The following is a 15,607-nucleotide window of genomic DNA, read 5'->3' on the forward strand; positions in this document are numbered from 1 at the left end:
TCAACTTAGCCCTGGATAATTTTGTCCATCAGTCGCGTCGGCAGCAGGCGTTTGAGCAGCGCCACGGCGTGGGTGACAAGCGTCACCGGATAGCGTAATTGCGGTTTGTCGCTGGTAAAAGCATGGCGCACTTTTTCCACCACCGCTTCCGGGCCGAGGGTAAAGCGTGCGGCGATACCCGGATTCTCCACCGGCTTATCGCGCTGGGTTTGGTTGACGTTGGTGGTAAAACGGGTGTTGATGGGACCGGGCTCAATCAGGCTGACCTTAATGCCGCTATAGCGCAGCTCCATACGCAGCGCATCGGACCAGGCTTCCAGCGCATATTTGCTGGCCGCGTAGGCGCCGCGACCGGGGCTGGAGATGATCCCCATGACCGATGAGGTCATGACGATACGCCCTTCGCCGTGCGGCTCCATTGCCGGCAGAAGTAACATCGTCAGCTGGTGTGCGCCAAAAAAGTTGGCGGAAAACTGCGCCTCCATCTGTTGACGGCTAATGGTGGCGAGCGGGCCATAGACGCCGTATCCGGCGTTATTAAACAGCCCGTACAGGCGATTATTGGTCAGGGCGATGACCTCCGCAGCGGCGCGTTCAACGCTTTGCGGATCGTCGAGGTCCAGCAAAATACCGGTCAGCCCGAGCTCCTGCATCCGCGTCACGTCGTCCGCTTTACGGCAGGCGGCCAGGACGTTAAAGCCCTGGCGTTTTAAATCGAGGGCGCTTTCAAGACCAATACCGCTGGAACAGCCTGTAACTAAAACCGATTTTTGCATAACTTTACCTGCAAGCGACGCCTGAAGATCAGGAGTCATGATTAACTAAGGGAGCCAGCCGGGTTGCCATCCAGTCGGCAATAAAAGGCTGGGCATCGCGATTGGGGTGGATGCCATCATCCTGCATCCACTGGGGTTTCAGATAGACCTCTTCCATAAAAAAGGGCAGCAGAGGAATATCAAACTCTTTGGCCAGGGCCGGATACAGGGCGCTAAAGGCTTCATTATAACGACGGCCATAGTTGGCGGGCAGGCGAATTTGCATCAGCAACGGCTGAGCGTTGGCGGCTTTGATATCCTGAATCACCGTCCGCAGAGTTTGTTCGGTTTGCTGGGGCGGGAAGCCGCGTAGCCCGTCGTTGCCTCCCAGTTCGACCAGCACCCAGCGCGGCTGATGCTGCTTGAGCAGCGCCGGGAGTCTTGCCAGCCCTTGCTGCGAGGTGTCGCCGCTGATGCTGGCGTTGATGACCGGCGTGGTGGTCTGCCACTTATCGTTGAGTAGCGCAGGCCAGGCGGCGCTGGCGGCCATGCGATAACCGGCGCTCAGGCTATCGCCAAGAACTAATAGCTTGTCTGCGGCCATGGCGCGGCAGGCAAAAAAAATCAGAAACAGGAAAGGCAAATGCCAGCGGAAAACATACTTGAAGTTCATCATCTTAAGAAGTCCGTCGGTCAGGGAGAGCATCAGCTTTCCATCCTTACCGGAGTTGAGCTGGTTGTCAAACCGGCGCAGACCATCGCCCTGATTGGCGAGTCGGGGTCGGGGAAATCGACCCTGCTGGCGATACTTGCCGGGCTGGATGACGGCAGCAGCGGTGAGGTCTCCTTACTCGGCCAGCCGCTGCATACGATGGATGAAGAGGCAAGGGCGCGGCTGCGGGCCAAACATGTCGGCTTTGTCTTTCAGTCATTTATGCTGATTCCAACGCTTAATGCTCTGGAAAACGTCGAGCTTCCGGCGCTGCTTCGCGGTGAGACCGATAACCAAAGCCGTGGCAGCGCCCGGGCATTGCTGGAGCAACTGGGGCTGGGTAAACGTCTTCATCATCTGCCGGCGCAGCTTTCCGGCGGTGAGCAGCAGCGGGTGGCGCTCGCCCGCGCGTTTAACGGTCGGCCTGAGCTGCTGTTTGCCGATGAGCCTACCGGCAATCTTGACCGCCATACCGGCGACAAAATTGCCGATCTGCTGTTTTCCCTTAATCGAGAGCATGGTACCACCCTGATCCTGGTGACCCACGATCCGCTGCTGGCGGCGCGCTGCGATCGGCGGCTGCGCCTGGTGGACGGCCTGTTGCGGGAGGAAGCATGATTGCCCGCTGGTTCTGGCGCGAATGGCGCTCGCCCTCGCTGTTGATAGTCTGGCTGGCACTGAGCCTGGCGGTGGCCTGCGTGCTGGCGCTGGGGTCGATCGGCGATCGGATGGAAAAGGGTCTCAGCCAACAGAGTCGCGAATTTATGGCCGGGGACCGGACGCTGCGCAGCTCGCGTGAGGTGCCTGCCGAGTGGATTGACGAGGCGCGCAGGCTCGGACTCACCGTCGGAGAGCAGCTGAGCTTCGCCACCATGACCTTTGCCGGCGATACGCCGCAGCTGGCGGATGTGAAGGCGGTGGATGATACCTATCCGCTTTACGGTAAGCTGGAGACGCAGCCGCCGGGCCTGAAACCGCAGGCCGGAAGCGTGCTGCTGGCCCCGCGCCTGATGGCGCTGCTGAACTTAAAAATCGGCGATACTCTTGATGTCGGCGATGCCACGCTGCGTATTGCTGGCGAGGTGCTACAAGAGCCGGATGCCGGCTTCAACCCTTTCCAGATGGCGCCGCGGCTGATGATGAACACCGCCGATGTGGCGAAAACCGGCGCGGTACAGCCCGGCAGCCGTGTCTCCTGGCGCTATAAGTACGCCGGAACCCCGCAGCAGCTGGCGGACTATGAAAAGTGGCTCCTGCCGAAGCTGGGGCCTGAACATCGCTGGATCGGCCTGGAGCAGGACGACAGCGCCTTAGGCAAATCACTGGAACGCTCGCAGCAGTTTTTACTGCTGTCTGCGCTGTTGACTCTGTTGCTGGCGGTGGCCGCGGTGGCGGTGGCGATGAGCCATTACTGCCGCAGCCGCTACGATCTGGTGGCGATCCTGAAAACTCTTGGCGCCGGACGCGCGCAGCTGCGTAAGCTTATTGTCGGCCAGTGGCTGATGCTGCTGGCGCTGGCGGCGGTGACCGGCGGCGCGATGGGGGCGGGGCTCGAGCAGATTCTGCTGTTGATGCTAAAACCGGTGCTACCGGTGGCTTTACCGCCGGCCAGCGGCTGGCCGTGGCTGTGGGCGATCGGCGCGATGGTGGTGATTTCGCTGCTGGTGGGGTTACGACCTTATCGCCTGCTGCTGGCAACGCTGCCGCTGCGGGTACTGCGTCAGGATGTCGTTGCCAACGTCTGGCCGCTGAAATTGTATATTCCGCTGGTGTGTGCGGTGGTGGTGATTCTGCTGGCCTGGCTGATGGGCGGAAGCCCGCTGCTATGGGCGGTACTGGCCGGTGCCGTGGTACTGGCGCTGCTGTGCGGCGTGTTGGGCTGGGGGCTGCTGTGGATGTTGAAACGGTTGACCTTGAAAGCGCTGCCGTTGCGTCTGGCGGTGAACCGTCTGCTGCGCCAGCCGTGGTCAACCCTGAGTCAGCTGGCGGCATTTTCGCTGTCGTTTATGTTGCTGGCGCTGCTGCTGGTGCTGCGCGGCGATCTGCTGGATCGCTGGCAGCAGCAGCTGCCGCCGGAAAGCCCCAATTACTTCTTAATCAACATTGCCCCGGAGCAGGTCGCTGCGGTGAAAACGTTCCTCGCCGGGCATCATGTTACGGCGACCGAGTTTTACCCGATTGTGCGTGCCCGCCTGACGCAGATTAACGGTCAGGCGGCGGAGAACAATAAAGACGAAGCGTTGAACCGTGAGCTGAATCTGACCTGGCGCAGCGAGCGGCCGGATCATAATCCGCTGGTGGCCGGAAGCTGGCCGCCGAAAGCCGGGGAGGTCTCGATTGAAGAGGGGCTGGCGCAGCGGCTGGGCGTCAAGCCTGGCGATAGCGTGACGTTTACCGGGGATACTCAGGACTTTAGCGCGAAAGTGTCCAGCGTGCGTAAAGTTGACTGGGAGAGCCTGCGGCCAAACTTCTTCTTTATCTTCCCGCCGGGGGCGCTCGACGGGCAGCCGCAAAGCTGGCTGACCAGCTTCCGCTGGGATAACGGCAATACGCTGTTGACGCAGCTTAATCGCGAATTCCCCACCGTCAGCCTGCTGGATATTGGCGCGATTCTTCGTCAGGTGGGCCAGGTATTGACACAGGTCAGTCGGGCGCTGGAGGTGATGGTGGTGCTGGTGACCGCGTGCGGCATTTTACTGCTGCTGGCGCAGGTTCAGGTCGGTATGCGCCAGCGCTATCAGGAGCTGGTGGTCTGGCGCACGCTGGGGGCCGGAAAGTCGCTGTTGCGTACCACGCTGTGGGCGGAGTTTGCGTTGCTGGGCGTGGTTTCCGGCGTAGTGGCGGCCATCGGCGCGGAGGTGGCGCTGGCGATGCTGCAAACCAAAGTCTTTGATTTTCCGTGGACGCCGGACTGGCGACTGTGGGTGATGTTGCCGCTGTGTGGTGCGCTCCTGCTGTCGTTATGCGGTGGCTGGCTAGGGTTGCGTTTATTAAAAGGCAAAGCCTTGTTTCGCCAGTTCAGTCAGTGACTGGATGGAGACGTCATCGGGCAAGCGTCTGGTGACGCTGCGCTTGCCCGGACCTAAGGGAAAACGCAGCCTGCTGATATACAGGAACACAGGCCGGGTAAGGCGTCAGGCCGCCACCCGGCAAAAATACGAGCTCCGTCGCGAAATGAACGCTACTGCAGATGACCGTGGTTCAGTGCGGTGAGCGGTTCATTGACGTCGAAAACTTTGCCGATAACCTCATTAACGCCGAGCGATTTCAGGCGCGCGGTATGTTTATTGAGGTAAGCGAGGGCGGTCTCTTCATCCTCGAAAAGATAGATCCCGCCCGCCTCATGGTTCTTTTCGCTTTCCGTCCAGACCTTCCAGATAAACCCCGGCTCCTGATTGATCGACTCGGCCAGCTCCACGAGCTGGCGGGACATCTCGCTGCCGAAGGGGCCGTTAAAGGCAAAGTGCAGCTGCAGTAGTTTTTTCGACATAATTCCTCCATGGATAATGTTTGAGCGTCAGTACTTCATTTTAATGACAGAACGATGAAATGATAATCGCTGATTTTTTAAGCGCACAAAATGATAACTCACTGATTTTTAAGAGCACTAAACATTAAAAACCCAACAACACGTCATGCCAAATCACGGTTAATATTCAGCTGGAAACTATAAGGTTGCTTATTACTCAAGGAAAAAGCATGGCACATAAAATAAAAACGCTGGCGATGACGATCGGCGCAGCACTGGCGTTAACCTCTTTCGCATCCCAGGCTGAGATTACGTTACTGAAACAGGACCCGCAGGCCGGAGATCCGCTGAGCCGCCTGAACTTTACCGTCGGCGGGAGTATTCGTCCGCAGTTCAACATGATGTCCGGCGACGGCGATAAAGGGTCTTATAAACGTAATGGTTTTGATGGCGGGACCCGTTTCCGCTTCGCCGCTGATTATTATCTGTTTGATGATATCAGCTGGATCAGCTATTACGAGCTGGGGGTCAATATTCCGGCATTGTTTGACTGGGATAACCACTATGCGGAAGGCGCCAATAATACGACCCGCCGTATGTTGTACACCGGGCTGAAGAGCGACACCTGGGGGACATTAACCTACGGTCAGCAAAACAGTATTTACTACGATGTGGTTGGGGCGAAAACCGATATCTGGGATTACGACATGATCGCCCAGGCGCCGGGTAACGGCATCAACGGCGACTACGATGGTTCGTACCGTTCCCGTAATATGCTGAAATATAAGAAAACGGCGGGTGACGTTGACCTCTATGCCTCTTATTTGTTTGAAGATAATGAATATCTGCCGGGTAATGGCCTGCGCTATAAGCGTAAAGGCGGCGGTTCCGTGGGCGTGGATTATCACATCACCAGGGACCTGACCTGGGGGACCGCGTGGAACTACACCCGTGCCGAGATGCGCGACCCGTCAACAGCAGACAACAAAACCTATGATCAGAATATCCTCGGTACGGCGCTGAGCTGGAAGCCGGATAACTGGACCTTCTCCTTCGGTGGCGGTTGGTATCAGAACTTTATGACCACCAAAAAAACCGATGTTTACGACTATTTCGCCGGGGATGCCTGGGGGATTGAGTACTTCGCCGGTTATACCTTCCCGATTGGTCAGTACGCGGTGAAAACGATTCAGCCATACTTTATGGGCGACCGCCTGGAGTACGTCAACGGCCGTAACTATCAGCGAATTGATAACGGACTGGGGATCAGCTTCCAGCTGGATTACGGTTTCCGCGTTGATTATGAGCACGTCTTTACGTCCAGCACCGACAACCTGGGAGATATGAACCTGGTGCGTCTGCGCTACGACTTCTAAGCGGCTGCGGCTCCCCGGTGGCGCTGCGCTTACCGGGGCTACAGGCATATTCCCCGGTGGCGCTGCGCTTACCGGGGCTGCAGGCTTACCGCCATCGGCGGACCTTTAGCCCGGCTAAGGCGTTTTCGCCGCAAGCCGGGCAGTAGGGCGTTTGATTACTTCGCCAGCCAGGAGGCGACGTCATTCCAGCTGCCGCGAAAGATAATTTTTTCCGCTTTTTTACTCAGCTGATAGCGATACATCGGGTCGTAGTACTCTTTCAGCAGCGGCACCAGCCAGGTAAAATGGGCATCGGTCGTGGCGCCTCGCTGCTGCGAAGCCAGCGCCTCATCAAGCAGGGTCGTGAGCTGGGCAAAACGCTGTAGCCCCAGGCGACGGCGAATGGCAAACAGACCGTGATGCAGATACTCGCTGTACTCCTGCCAGCCTTTCTCCTCACCGAAAGCATCAATAAAATCACGGTGCATACGGTCAAAATACTCTTCCCGCAGGCGCTCCAGGCGGATCTCAAACGGGTCTTCCACTACCGCCAGCGGCGACTGCGCCATGCGCTCACGCATGCATTCCGGCAGGTGGTTTGCGCCGATCATATGTCCTTCATCTTCCAGCACCCAGCGGCGATGCTGCCCGGCTGTTTTCAACATCGCCACCGCCAGATGGTTTTCAAATGTTGCCTGGGCGTGCTGTTCATGCAGCGTGCGGCCGAACGATGAGCCGCGATGGTGGGCGAGCCCCTCCAGATCGATACCGTCGGGTCGGGAGCAGACCAACTGTGTCTTGCCGTTGCCGGTACAGCCGCCGATCAGCACGATAGGGCGCTGCACCAGCTCTTCGGTGAGCCGGATGGCGGCCTGGCGCAGCGCCTTATAGCCGCCGACGATCAGGGGGTAATCCACGCCCGCTTCCTTCAGCCACTGCTGGACGATATGCGAACGCTGACCGCCGCGGGCGCAGCACAGATAGCCCTGCGGATAACGTAAGCAGGCGTCGCGCCATGCGGCGAGACGCTTTTCCCGCACCTCGCCGCTGACTAACTGATGGCCCAGCGCTAAGGCCGCGTCTGCGCCGTGGCGTTTATAGCAGGTGCCGACGGCGGCGCGCTCGGCGTCGTCCATCAGCGGCAGGTTCAGTGCCGCGGGAAGTGCGCTTTGGCGGAATTCGATCGGGGCGCGGACGTCAATGATTGGCGTGTCCGCTGTGAGAATAGTGCGGTAATCGGTCCCATTTTTCATGGGTCATCCTTCTGAAGTCAAACTGAAAGCGTCTTTAAATAAGAAAATCTTTAAAGCAAGGAGGGGATTCTACGCGCCTGAATGTCTGCCGGGGAAGGGCGAAGATCAATTCCCCGGCAAATAGCCGTTTTCATTCGGGCGAACGGGCGGCGGATGCGCTGCTCGCCCGAAGGGGTCAGGAGGATTACGCCAGCTGGGATTGCGCCCAGAAGATACCGCTGGCGTACTCCGGCGGCAGGATAGGTTTTAACGCTTCCAGCGTGGCGCTCAGGCGGTCGGTATCGCTGTCGGTCAGGTTAAGGTGACCCACTTTGCGCCCCGGACGCACCTCTTTGTCGTACCAGTGCAGATGCACCAGCGGCAGCTTCAGCCAGTCGTAGTTCAGATCGGTACCGATCAGGTTGATCATCACCGAAGGGCTGTTCACGACCGGCGGCGGCAGCGGCAGGCCGGTAATCGCCCGCAGATGCAGTTCGAACTGGCTGATCGAGGCCCCGTTCTGGGTCCAGTGACCGCTGTTGTGCACGCGTGGCGCCAGCTCGTTAATCAGCAGGCCGTCCGCGGTGACAAAACACTCCATCGCCATCACGCCCACGTAGTTCAGCGCGTTCATAATGGCGGTAAGCATGCTTTCCGCCTGGTCCTGCTGGCGGGCATTGGCCTGCGGGAAGGCGACGCTGGTACGCAGAATGCCCTCCTGATGCAGGTTGCGGGTCAGCGGGTAGAACACCGTGCTGCCATCCTGCGCGCGGGCGCCAACCAGCGACACTTCGGCGGAAAAGTTGATGCCTTGCTCAACAATGCATTGGCCATAGTTTTCATCCGGCAGCTGCGCAATGTCGTTTTCGCGCAGTCGCCATTGGCCGCGACCGTCGTAACCGCCCACGCGACGCTTAACGATAGCCAGTTCGCCCAGACGTGCGAATACCGCCGGCCACTCGCTTTTATCTGCCAGCAGCTGCCACGGCGCGGTGGCGAGCTCCAGCTTATCAAACAGCTGTTTTTGCGTCAGACGGTCGGCAATGATCGGGAACACATCGCGGTTAACAAACGCCGGGTGGCGCGCCAGTTCACGCGTGAGCGCCGTTTCCGGCCAACGTTCGATTTCGGCAGTGATCACGCTTTGCTGAAACGGCACCGCTTCAGGATCGGCTTCCAGACCGACTGGCCAGACGGCGATACCCAGCGGTTCACCGGCCTGGCGCAACATCCGGCCTAGCTGGCCGTTGCCAAGGATGCAAACCTGCTTCATGCCGCACCCCGCGGATCCGGATTCTCCAGCACCTCATCGGTCTGGGCCTGACGCCAGGCGCTCAGGCGCTGATGCAGTTCAGCGTCGTGCACCGCCAGAATCTGCGCCGCCAGCAGAGCCGCGTTGGCGGCACCGGCTTTGCCGATGGCCAGCGTACCGACCGGAATTCCGCGCGGCATCTGAACAATAGAGTAGAGACTGTCTACGCCGCTTAACGCCGCGCTTTGGACCGGCACACCGAGCACCGGCACCAGGGTTTTCGCCGCAATCATGCCCGGCAGATGCGCCGCGCCGCCCGCACCGGCAATAATCACCTGATAACCGTTGCTTTCCGCGCCTTCGGCAAAGCTAAACAGCTTATCGGGCGTCCGGTGTGCGGAGACCACTTCAACATGGTACGGAACGTTCAGGGCATCAAGGATTTCTGCGGTAAACTGCATGGTAGCCCAGTCGCTTTTGGACCCCATCACGATGGCGATACGCGCCGTATTATTGCGGGAAGACATGCGTCTTAAAACTCCTGTGGGTGTGCTTCACACTGCTTTAGAGGCCACAGAGAATAACATGATCTTTCGGTAAGGAAAACGGTTGCGTCACCGGTGATGGGGTGAAAATGGGCTGGAAATTAAAACGGGAATGAGATCAGTTCAACGTCGTCTTTGCTGACTTTGACCATCGACCCTTCGCTGTGCCAGGCGCCGAGGACCACGCGAAACGCCGGTTTGCCGTTGGCCTCTAGCGGGTGGACGGCAGGACGATGCGTGTGACCGTGAATCAGCCACTGTACCTGATGCCTCTCCAGCGCTTCGACCACCGCCTGCGGATTGACATCCATTATTTCCAGCGACTTGCTGCTGTTGGCCGCTTTACTGTCGGCGCGCATTCTGGCGGCGATGCGGCGGCGAATAAACAGCGGCAGGGCAAGGAACAGACGCTGAATCCACGGCGTATGGACTTTGGCACGAAAAGCCAGATAGCCCGGATCGTCGGTGCAGAGCGTATCGCCGTGCATAATCAGGACCCGACGGCCGTACAGGTCGAGCACTTTTTCTTCCGCCAGCAGCGTCATCCCGCAGGCGCGTGCGAAGTGCTGGCCAACGAGAAAGTCGCGGTTGCCGTGAACAAAATAGCAGGGCACGCCTGATTGAGTTAATGCGTTGATTGCCGAGGCGATTTGCTGATGTAGCGGGTTCGGATCGTCATCGCCAATCCAGGCTTCAAACAGATCGCCAAGGATATACAGCGCGTCCGCCTCACGGGCTTCGCCGGCTAAAAAGCGTAGAAAACCGGCGGTGATCGCCGGTTCTTCTGTTTGCAGATGCAAATCCGCAATAAAAAGTGTCGCCACGAATTACTCGCTGACGGTGACGCTTTTGATCACAACATCTTCTTTCGGCACATCCTGATGCATGCCGCTGCGGCCGGTAGCGACCGCTTTGATTTTGTCGACCACGTCCATGCCTTCAACCACTTCGGCAAATACGCAGTAGCCCCAACCCTGCAGGTTTTCACCAGAGAAGTTCAGGAAGTCGTTATCGACAACGTTAATGAAGAACTGCGCGGTGGCGGAGTGAGGTGCCTGAGTACGGGCCATGGCCAGAGTACCGCGGGTGTTTTTCAGGCCGTTGTTGGCTTCGTTCTGTATCGGGGATTTGGTGGTTTTCTGCTCCATGCCTGGCTCAAAGCCGCCGCCCTGGATCATGAAACCGTTGATAACACGGTGGAAAATGGTGTTGTTGTAGAAACCTTCGCGGCAGTAATCCAGGAAGTTTTTAACTGTTTCCGGCGCTTTGTCGTCAAAGGTTTTGATGACGATATCGCCATGATTAGTGTGGAAAGTAACCATTTTTGCATCCTGTTCCGATGATTGTGGTGCTTAAACCCAAAGTTGGGCGTGACATAGGGGGCTGTTATAGCATAACCGCCGGGTTCGATCACCTTGCATTGTGTGCTGCTTCGGGGTTGAATTAAGGTTAGAATACGCGACTTATATCCACACACGTCTACACGGAATCTTCGATGTTAAAAATTTTTAATACACTGACGCGCCAAAAAGAAGAGTTTAAACCTATCCATGCCGGGGAAGTGGGCATGTACGTGTGTGGAATTACCGTTTACGATCTCTGTCATATCGGCCATGGCCGTACTTTCGTCTCTTTTGACGTGGTTGCCCGCTACCTGCGTTTTCTCGGCTATAAGCTGAAGTACGTGCGCAACATTACCGATATCGACGATAAAATCATTAAGCGTGCTAATGAGAATGGCGAAAGCTTTGTCGCGCTGGTCGATCGCATGATTGCCGAAATGCACAATGATTTCGATGCGCTGAATATTCTGCGTCCGGATATGGAGCCTCGCGCCACCCATCATATTCCCGAGATCATTGAAATCACCGAACAACTGATCGCACGTGGCCATGCGTACGTAGCGGACAACGGTGATGTGATGTTCTCGGTACCGACCGATCCGAATTACGGGCAGCTGTCGCGCCAGGATCTGGATCAGCTGCAGGCTGGCGCGCGCGTTGATGTCGTTGACGTCAAGCGTAACCCGATGGACTTCGTGCTGTGGAAAATGTCGAAAGAGGGCGAGCCGAGCTGGCCGTCGCCGTGGGGCAACGGTCGTCCTGGCTGGCACATTGAATGTTCGGCGATGAACTGCAAACAGCTGGGCAACCATTTTGATATTCACGGCGGCGGTTCGGATCTGATGTTCCCGCATCATGAAAACGAAATTGCCCAGTCCACCTGTGCCCATGACGGGGAATACGTTAACTACTGGATGCACTCCGGGATGGTGATGGTTGACCGCGAGAAAATGTCAAAATCGCTGGGCAATTTCTTTACCGTGCGCGACGTGCTGAAGTACTACGATGCGGAGACCATTCGCTACTTCCTGATGTCCGGCCACTATCGTAGCCAGCTGAACTACAGCGAAGAAAACCTCAAGCAGGCGCGTTCTGCGCTGGAGCGTCTGTATACCGCGCTGCGCGGAACCGACAAATCGGCAGAGCCGGCCGGCGGCGACGCCTTCGAAGCGCGCTTTATTGAAGCGATGGATGACGATTTCAACACCCCGGAAGCCTATTCCGTGCTGTTCGATATGGCGCGTGAAGTGAACCGCCTGAAGACGGAAGATGTCGCCGCGGCTAACGCCATGGCCGCCCATATGCGCAAGCTCTCCGGAGTGCTGGGGCTGCTGGAGCAGGAGCCGGATGTCTTCCTGCAAAGCGGCGCGCAGGCTGACGACGGTGAAGTTGCGGAAATCGAGCTGCTGATTCAGCAGCGTCTGGATGCGCGTAAAGCGAAAGACTGGGCCGCTGCGGATGCGGCGCGTGATCGTCTCAATGAGATGGGGATCGTGCTGGAGGACGGCCCGCAGGGCACTACCTGGCGCCGGAAGTAAGCGATAATAAAACGCCCGGCTTGCCGGGCGTTTTATTATCAGTCTTAACCCACCTCCTGTTGGAGGTGGCGATCATTCATTTAGCAGGATCAGGCAGTAACGGTGACGCTCTGCCCTTCAAAACTCACCGTCTGACCGGCGACGATTTTGCAGCGTTTGCGGGTTTCTACCGCGCCGTCAACCTTCACCAGACCATCAGCAATCGCGATTTTTGCCTGCGCGCCGCTCTCACTCCAGCCTTCCAGCTTCAGCAGATCGCACAGTTCAACGTGTGGGTGTTTGCCCAGAGAAAAATTCGCCATCTCAGGCCTCCTGAATGTCGTGATATTCTTCGCACGCCTGTAGCGTGTTTTGAATCAGTGTAGCAACGGTCATCGGGCCAACGCCGCCCGGGACTGGCGTAATGTATGACGCGCGTTCCGCGGCATCTTCGAAGACCACGTCTCCGACCACTTTGCCGCTTTCCAGACGGTTAATACCGACATCCACAACGATGGCGCCTTCTTTGATCCACTCGCCCGGGATAAAGCCCGGTTTACCGACCGCAACAATCAGCAGGTCGGCATTTTCGACATGCTGACGCAGATTCCGCGTAAAGCGGTGGGTTACGGTAGTGGTGCAGCCCGCCAGCAGCAGCTCCATGCTCATCGGACGGCCCACGATGTTCGATGCACCGATAACCACGGCATTCAGGCCGTAGGTGTCGATATTGTAACGCTCAAGCAGAGTGACGATTCCGCGCGGCGTACACGGGCGCAGTCGCGGGGCGCGCTGGCACAGACGGCCGACGTTGTAAGGGTGGAAACCGTCAACATCTTTGTCCGGGGCGATACGCTCCAGCACTTTCACGTTATCAATTCCGGCAGGCAGCGGCAGCTGTACCAGAATACCGTCGATAGTGGTATCGGCATTCAGCGTATCAATAAGCTCCAGTAATTCCGCTTCGCTGGTGGTTTCCGGGAGATCGTATGAGCGGGAGACAAATCCCACCTCTTCACACGCTTTGCGCTTGCTGCCGACATAAATCTGCGACGCCGGGTTGCTGCCGACCAGTACGACGGCTAACCCTGGGGCGCGTTTTCCGGCCGCAGTGCGGGCCTTCACTTTTTCCGCAACCTCAGAGCGTACCTGCTGCGCAATCGTTTTACCGTCAATAATTTTTGCTGCCATCAGAGAGAGGATTCCATCTGTATCGTAACGAAAGGGGGATGCGGATATTTTGTCAGAAGCCAGCCTCGCTGTCAGTCCTCGTTTGAGTTTTTATCCCTCTTTGACAAAACTTGTGGCTAAAAACACTGCGGTTTGAAGGGATATTGGGGGCATTTATGGGGAATTGGGACGCGTTATTGTCGTCGATGATAGATAAGTGCTGAAAACAGGTGTCGGGCGATCTTTGCGCAACCTTTGTCGCATATGTAGGCAAGTTAGTTATGCCGCAGCAGTTTCATGGCAAAATGCATTGACTCACTGAGCGTGGACCGTATAATTCCAGGCGGTTTCACCCCATGAAGCATCCGCATTTCAGTGCGCCCTTAGCTCAGCTGGATAGAGCAACGGCCTTCTAAGCCGTAGGTCACAGGTTCGAACCCTGTAGGGCGTACCATTCAAAATCAAGCAATAATCAACTTTCTCCAGTCGCTGATACTCCTTCGTGGGACATATTTGGGACATTTTCTGCAAAATCGAGTCAATTTGTCGCGCATACTCAGTTAAATGGTTAGCTGCAAAGTGGGCATATCTGCATACCATCTTTATGCACTCCCATTTCCCGCACAACAGAAAGCGGAACGCCGGACTGAATTAACCAACAGGCGGCCACCCGCTCGACCCGACAATCTGGTTAGAGGAAAGTGAATTGATAAAGGACTACCTGATTGTGGCCTACCTGACGACAATTGCTGGCTGGCCAGTCACGCTGACATTAACTGGACTCTCTGCAGGAGTGGCACTCTATACGAGACGCAGGGTGCTGGGCGTTGTTCTCATCGTTTTGTGCATGCTGGTGGCCATCGCAGCGTGGCAGTTTGAACGTTACATGTAGAATCATCCCCCACTGATAAAATGCCCATATCTTATTTACAGGCAGAAACGGCGTGTTCTGGCTATGTATGTCAGGAGTGGCGTGTTATCGTTTTTAGTCCTGAGTGAAACTGGCAAAGAGACGACGATAGCCCGAGGTGAGGCATTAGGCCTGGCACAGGCTTTTAATGCGCGGGCAGGTCAATAACGCCTGTTGTGAGTGTTGAGGTAAAGCTCGTAGTTGACCTACCATTTTTAATGGAACATTACAGGCAATTGCGAAAGATCAATATTGACTAACATTTCAGTGAATATCCTGGAGGTTCCTCTAACGCTCGAGAGAGCTAAATGAATATAAAATCAGTCACGACTGTCGTACTCGCTGCCGTCTTCGTTTTTGTATCAGAGATGGCCATCGCCAAATCTAACCAGCTAACTGATGACCAGGTTAAGCAAAGAATTATCGACGACTCTATCGCATCCTATCCCGGCACCTGCGCCTGTCCATTTAATACGGCACGCAACGGAAGCTCATGCGGCCGCCGCAGCGCCTGGAGCAAAGCCGGTGGGGCTTCACCCATCTGCTACAAGAAAGAGATCTCGAAGGCGATGATCAAAGAATGGCATCAGCAGAATCTGTAAGCCTCGACAGCTTAACGGTGAGATTTTGCTTTTGAAACATCGCGTATGTTGGTTCAACATCAGGCGGTGTTGGTTCGATTTTTTGCTAACTATTTAAATAAAATAACGGATTTTACGTTTTGAGGAAACTGAACCAACATATTTTTTCTGCATATAAAAAATTCTCCCGTACGTAAATTTGAGTGCAATTTGGGGCCAATGAAGATTACCGGTATATGAGAACCCTCCAGAATAAAAATTGCATGATAAAGAGTCAGGGGCAGGCCATAGGAAAATATATGGGGAGGCATTGGGGGAGAGGTATAATTTTATTAATTTATGAGTCGATTTCAGTAAGCGAACGCAGAATGGTCGTTATTAAAAATGGCGACCGCGGTCGCCATAATGATTAATAACAGGTACCGCCAGCATGATGTGAACCTGTTCCGCCATGCGGATGGGTACCTTTCGGACAGGCGATTGCAGAAACCGACATGACGCCAAACGCGGCAACCAGAATTATTACTATGATTTTTTTCATTTTTTAAACCTTGCCTGAAACGGTAATGCGATGGTTATTGCAGGTTCGCTCTGCGGCGATTAAATATTATATCCGGCCTGAATCCGTTCTGATGCGGGGATTAATATTAACTTTTTAATGCGTCTATTGCATTCATCAAATAGGTATAAAAACCGCTCACGTTATCCATTTTTGCTCACCATCAGGGGCTGCGTTTCGCCACGCAGATGACAAAATTGTCATTCG

16 protein-coding genes and 1 tRNA gene are annotated in these 15,607 nt (G+C 56.2%); 6 read left to right on the forward strand and 11 right to left on the reverse strand.

Annotation, left to right across the window (positions count from 1 at the left end; translation table 11 throughout):
• Positions 1-5: 5 nt before the first annotated feature.
• A complete protein-coding gene (locus tag MC50_RS14670) occupies positions 6-815 on the reverse strand; it encodes an SDR family oxidoreductase (RefSeq protein WP_166673303.1) in 810 nt (269 codons plus the stop codon).
• On the reverse strand, positions 805-1,428 hold the full coding sequence (gene tesA, locus MC50_RS14675) for a multifunctional acyl-CoA thioesterase I/protease I/lysophospholipase L1 (RefSeq protein WP_032689237.1): 624 nt from the start codon (positions 1,426-1,428) through the stop codon (positions 805-807). Before tesA ends, MC50_RS14670 begins: the two co-directional genes overlap by 11 nt.
• On the opposite strand from tesA, the gene ybbA reads away from it, so the two are divergent.
• Together ybbA and ybbP are read left to right on the forward strand one after the other, a co-directional pair.
• Positions 1,399-2,085: a putative ABC transporter ATP-binding protein YbbA gene (gene ybbA / locus MC50_RS14680; RefSeq protein WP_032689236.1), complete on the forward strand. Its 687-nt coding sequence runs from the start codon at positions 1,399-1,401 to the stop codon at positions 2,083-2,085. The genes tesA and ybbA overlap by 30 nt on opposite strands.
• Complete coding sequence (ybbP, locus tag MC50_RS14685; RefSeq protein ID WP_032689176.1) at positions 2,082-4,496, forward strand: putative ABC transporter permease subunit YbbP; 2,415 nt, start codon at positions 2,082-2,084, stop codon at positions 4,494-4,496. Before ybbA ends, ybbP begins: the two co-directional genes overlap by 4 nt.
• A 152-nt stretch (positions 4,497-4,648) precedes the next feature.
• On the opposite strand, the gene MC50_RS14690 is transcribed toward ybbP, so the two are convergent.
• Positions 4,649-4,957 (reverse strand): monooxygenase, encoded by a 309-nt coding sequence (locus MC50_RS14690; protein ID WP_032689175.1) that lies wholly within the window; start codon positions 4,955-4,957, stop codon positions 4,649-4,651.
• A 209-nt stretch (positions 4,958-5,166) separates the two neighbouring features.
• On the opposite strand from MC50_RS14690, the gene MC50_RS14695 reads away from it, so the two are divergent.
• Positions 5,167-6,312 (forward strand): porin, encoded by a 1,146-nt coding sequence (locus MC50_RS14695; RefSeq protein WP_032689174.1) that lies wholly within the window; start codon positions 5,167-5,169, stop codon positions 6,310-6,312.
• A gap of 155 nt (positions 6,313-6,467) precedes the next feature.
• Here MC50_RS14695 and mnmH read toward each other — a convergent pair whose 3' ends face one another.
• From mnmH to ppiB, 5 genes are all read right to left on the reverse strand, one after another.
• Complete coding sequence (gene mnmH, locus MC50_RS14700; RefSeq protein ID WP_047664255.1) at positions 6,468-7,544, reverse strand: tRNA 2-selenouridine(34) synthase MnmH; 1,077 nt, start codon at positions 7,542-7,544, stop codon at positions 6,468-6,470.
• 184 nt (positions 7,545-7,728) lie between these two features.
• Positions 7,729-8,796 carry a 5-(carboxyamino)imidazole ribonucleotide synthase gene (gene purK / locus MC50_RS14705; protein WP_032689161.1) on the reverse strand — a complete coding sequence of 356 codons (1,068 nt, stop codon included), beginning with the start codon at positions 8,794-8,796 and terminating at the stop codon, positions 7,729-7,731.
• Positions 8,793-9,302, reverse strand: coding sequence for a 5-(carboxyamino)imidazole ribonucleotide mutase (purE, locus tag MC50_RS14710; protein WP_032689159.1), 510 nt, complete (start codon positions 9,300-9,302; stop codon positions 8,793-8,795). The genes purK and purE overlap by 4 nt, the downstream gene beginning before the upstream one ends.
• 119 nt (positions 9,303-9,421) lie before the next feature.
• Positions 9,422-10,144 carry a UDP-2,3-diacylglucosamine diphosphatase gene (gene lpxH / locus MC50_RS14720; RefSeq protein ID WP_047664258.1) on the reverse strand — a complete coding sequence of 241 codons (723 nt, stop codon included), beginning with the start codon at positions 10,142-10,144 and terminating at the stop codon, positions 9,422-9,424.
• A 3-nt stretch (positions 10,145-10,147) separates the two neighbouring features.
• Positions 10,148-10,642, reverse strand: coding sequence for a peptidylprolyl isomerase B (ppiB, locus tag MC50_RS14725; protein WP_004858873.1), 495 nt, complete (start codon positions 10,640-10,642; stop codon positions 10,148-10,150).
• Positions 10,643-10,815: 173 nt separating this feature from the next.
• On the opposite strand from ppiB, the gene cysS reads away from it, so the two are divergent.
• A complete protein-coding gene (cysS, locus tag MC50_RS14730) occupies positions 10,816-12,201 on the forward strand; it encodes a cysteine--tRNA ligase (RefSeq protein ID WP_047664260.1) in 1,386 nt (461 codons plus the stop codon).
• A gap of 89 nt (positions 12,202-12,290) precedes the next feature.
• Here cysS and ybcJ read toward each other — a convergent pair whose 3' ends face one another.
• Both ybcJ and folD read right to left on the reverse strand, forming a co-directional pair.
• On the reverse strand, positions 12,291-12,503 hold the full coding sequence (gene ybcJ, locus MC50_RS14735) for a ribosome-associated protein YbcJ (RefSeq protein ID WP_004858878.1): 213 nt from the start codon (positions 12,501-12,503) through the stop codon (positions 12,291-12,293).
• 1 nt (position 12,504) lies between these two features.
• Positions 12,505-13,371, reverse strand: a complete 867-nt coding sequence (gene folD / locus MC50_RS14740; protein ID WP_004858880.1) for a bifunctional methylenetetrahydrofolate dehydrogenase/methenyltetrahydrofolate cyclohydrolase FolD — start codon at positions 13,369-13,371, stop codon at positions 12,505-12,507.
• 356 nt (positions 13,372-13,727) lie between these two features.
• Between folD and MC50_RS14745 the strand changes: the two genes are divergently transcribed.
• A tRNA-Arg gene (locus tag MC50_RS14745) sits at positions 13,728-13,804 on the forward strand.
• Between the two features lie 764 nt (positions 13,805-14,568).
• The gene (locus MC50_RS14755; RefSeq protein ID WP_032689152.1) at positions 14,569-14,862 is read left to right on the forward strand and encodes a hypothetical protein; all 294 of its coding nucleotides are present in this window, start codon (positions 14,569-14,571) and stop codon (positions 14,860-14,862) included.
• Between the two features lie 388 nt (positions 14,863-15,250).
• Here the strand turns inward: MC50_RS14755 and MC50_RS29080 are convergent, their stop codons facing one another.
• Positions 15,251-15,382, reverse strand: coding sequence for a hypothetical protein (locus MC50_RS29080; protein ID WP_255415993.1), 132 nt, complete (start codon positions 15,380-15,382; stop codon positions 15,251-15,253).
• Positions 15,383-15,607: the final 225 nt, after the last annotated feature.

The organism is Klebsiella planticola (assembly GCF_000783935.2).
GTDB classification, from domain to species: Bacteria; Pseudomonadota; Gammaproteobacteria; order Enterobacterales; family Enterobacteriaceae; genus Klebsiella; species Klebsiella planticola.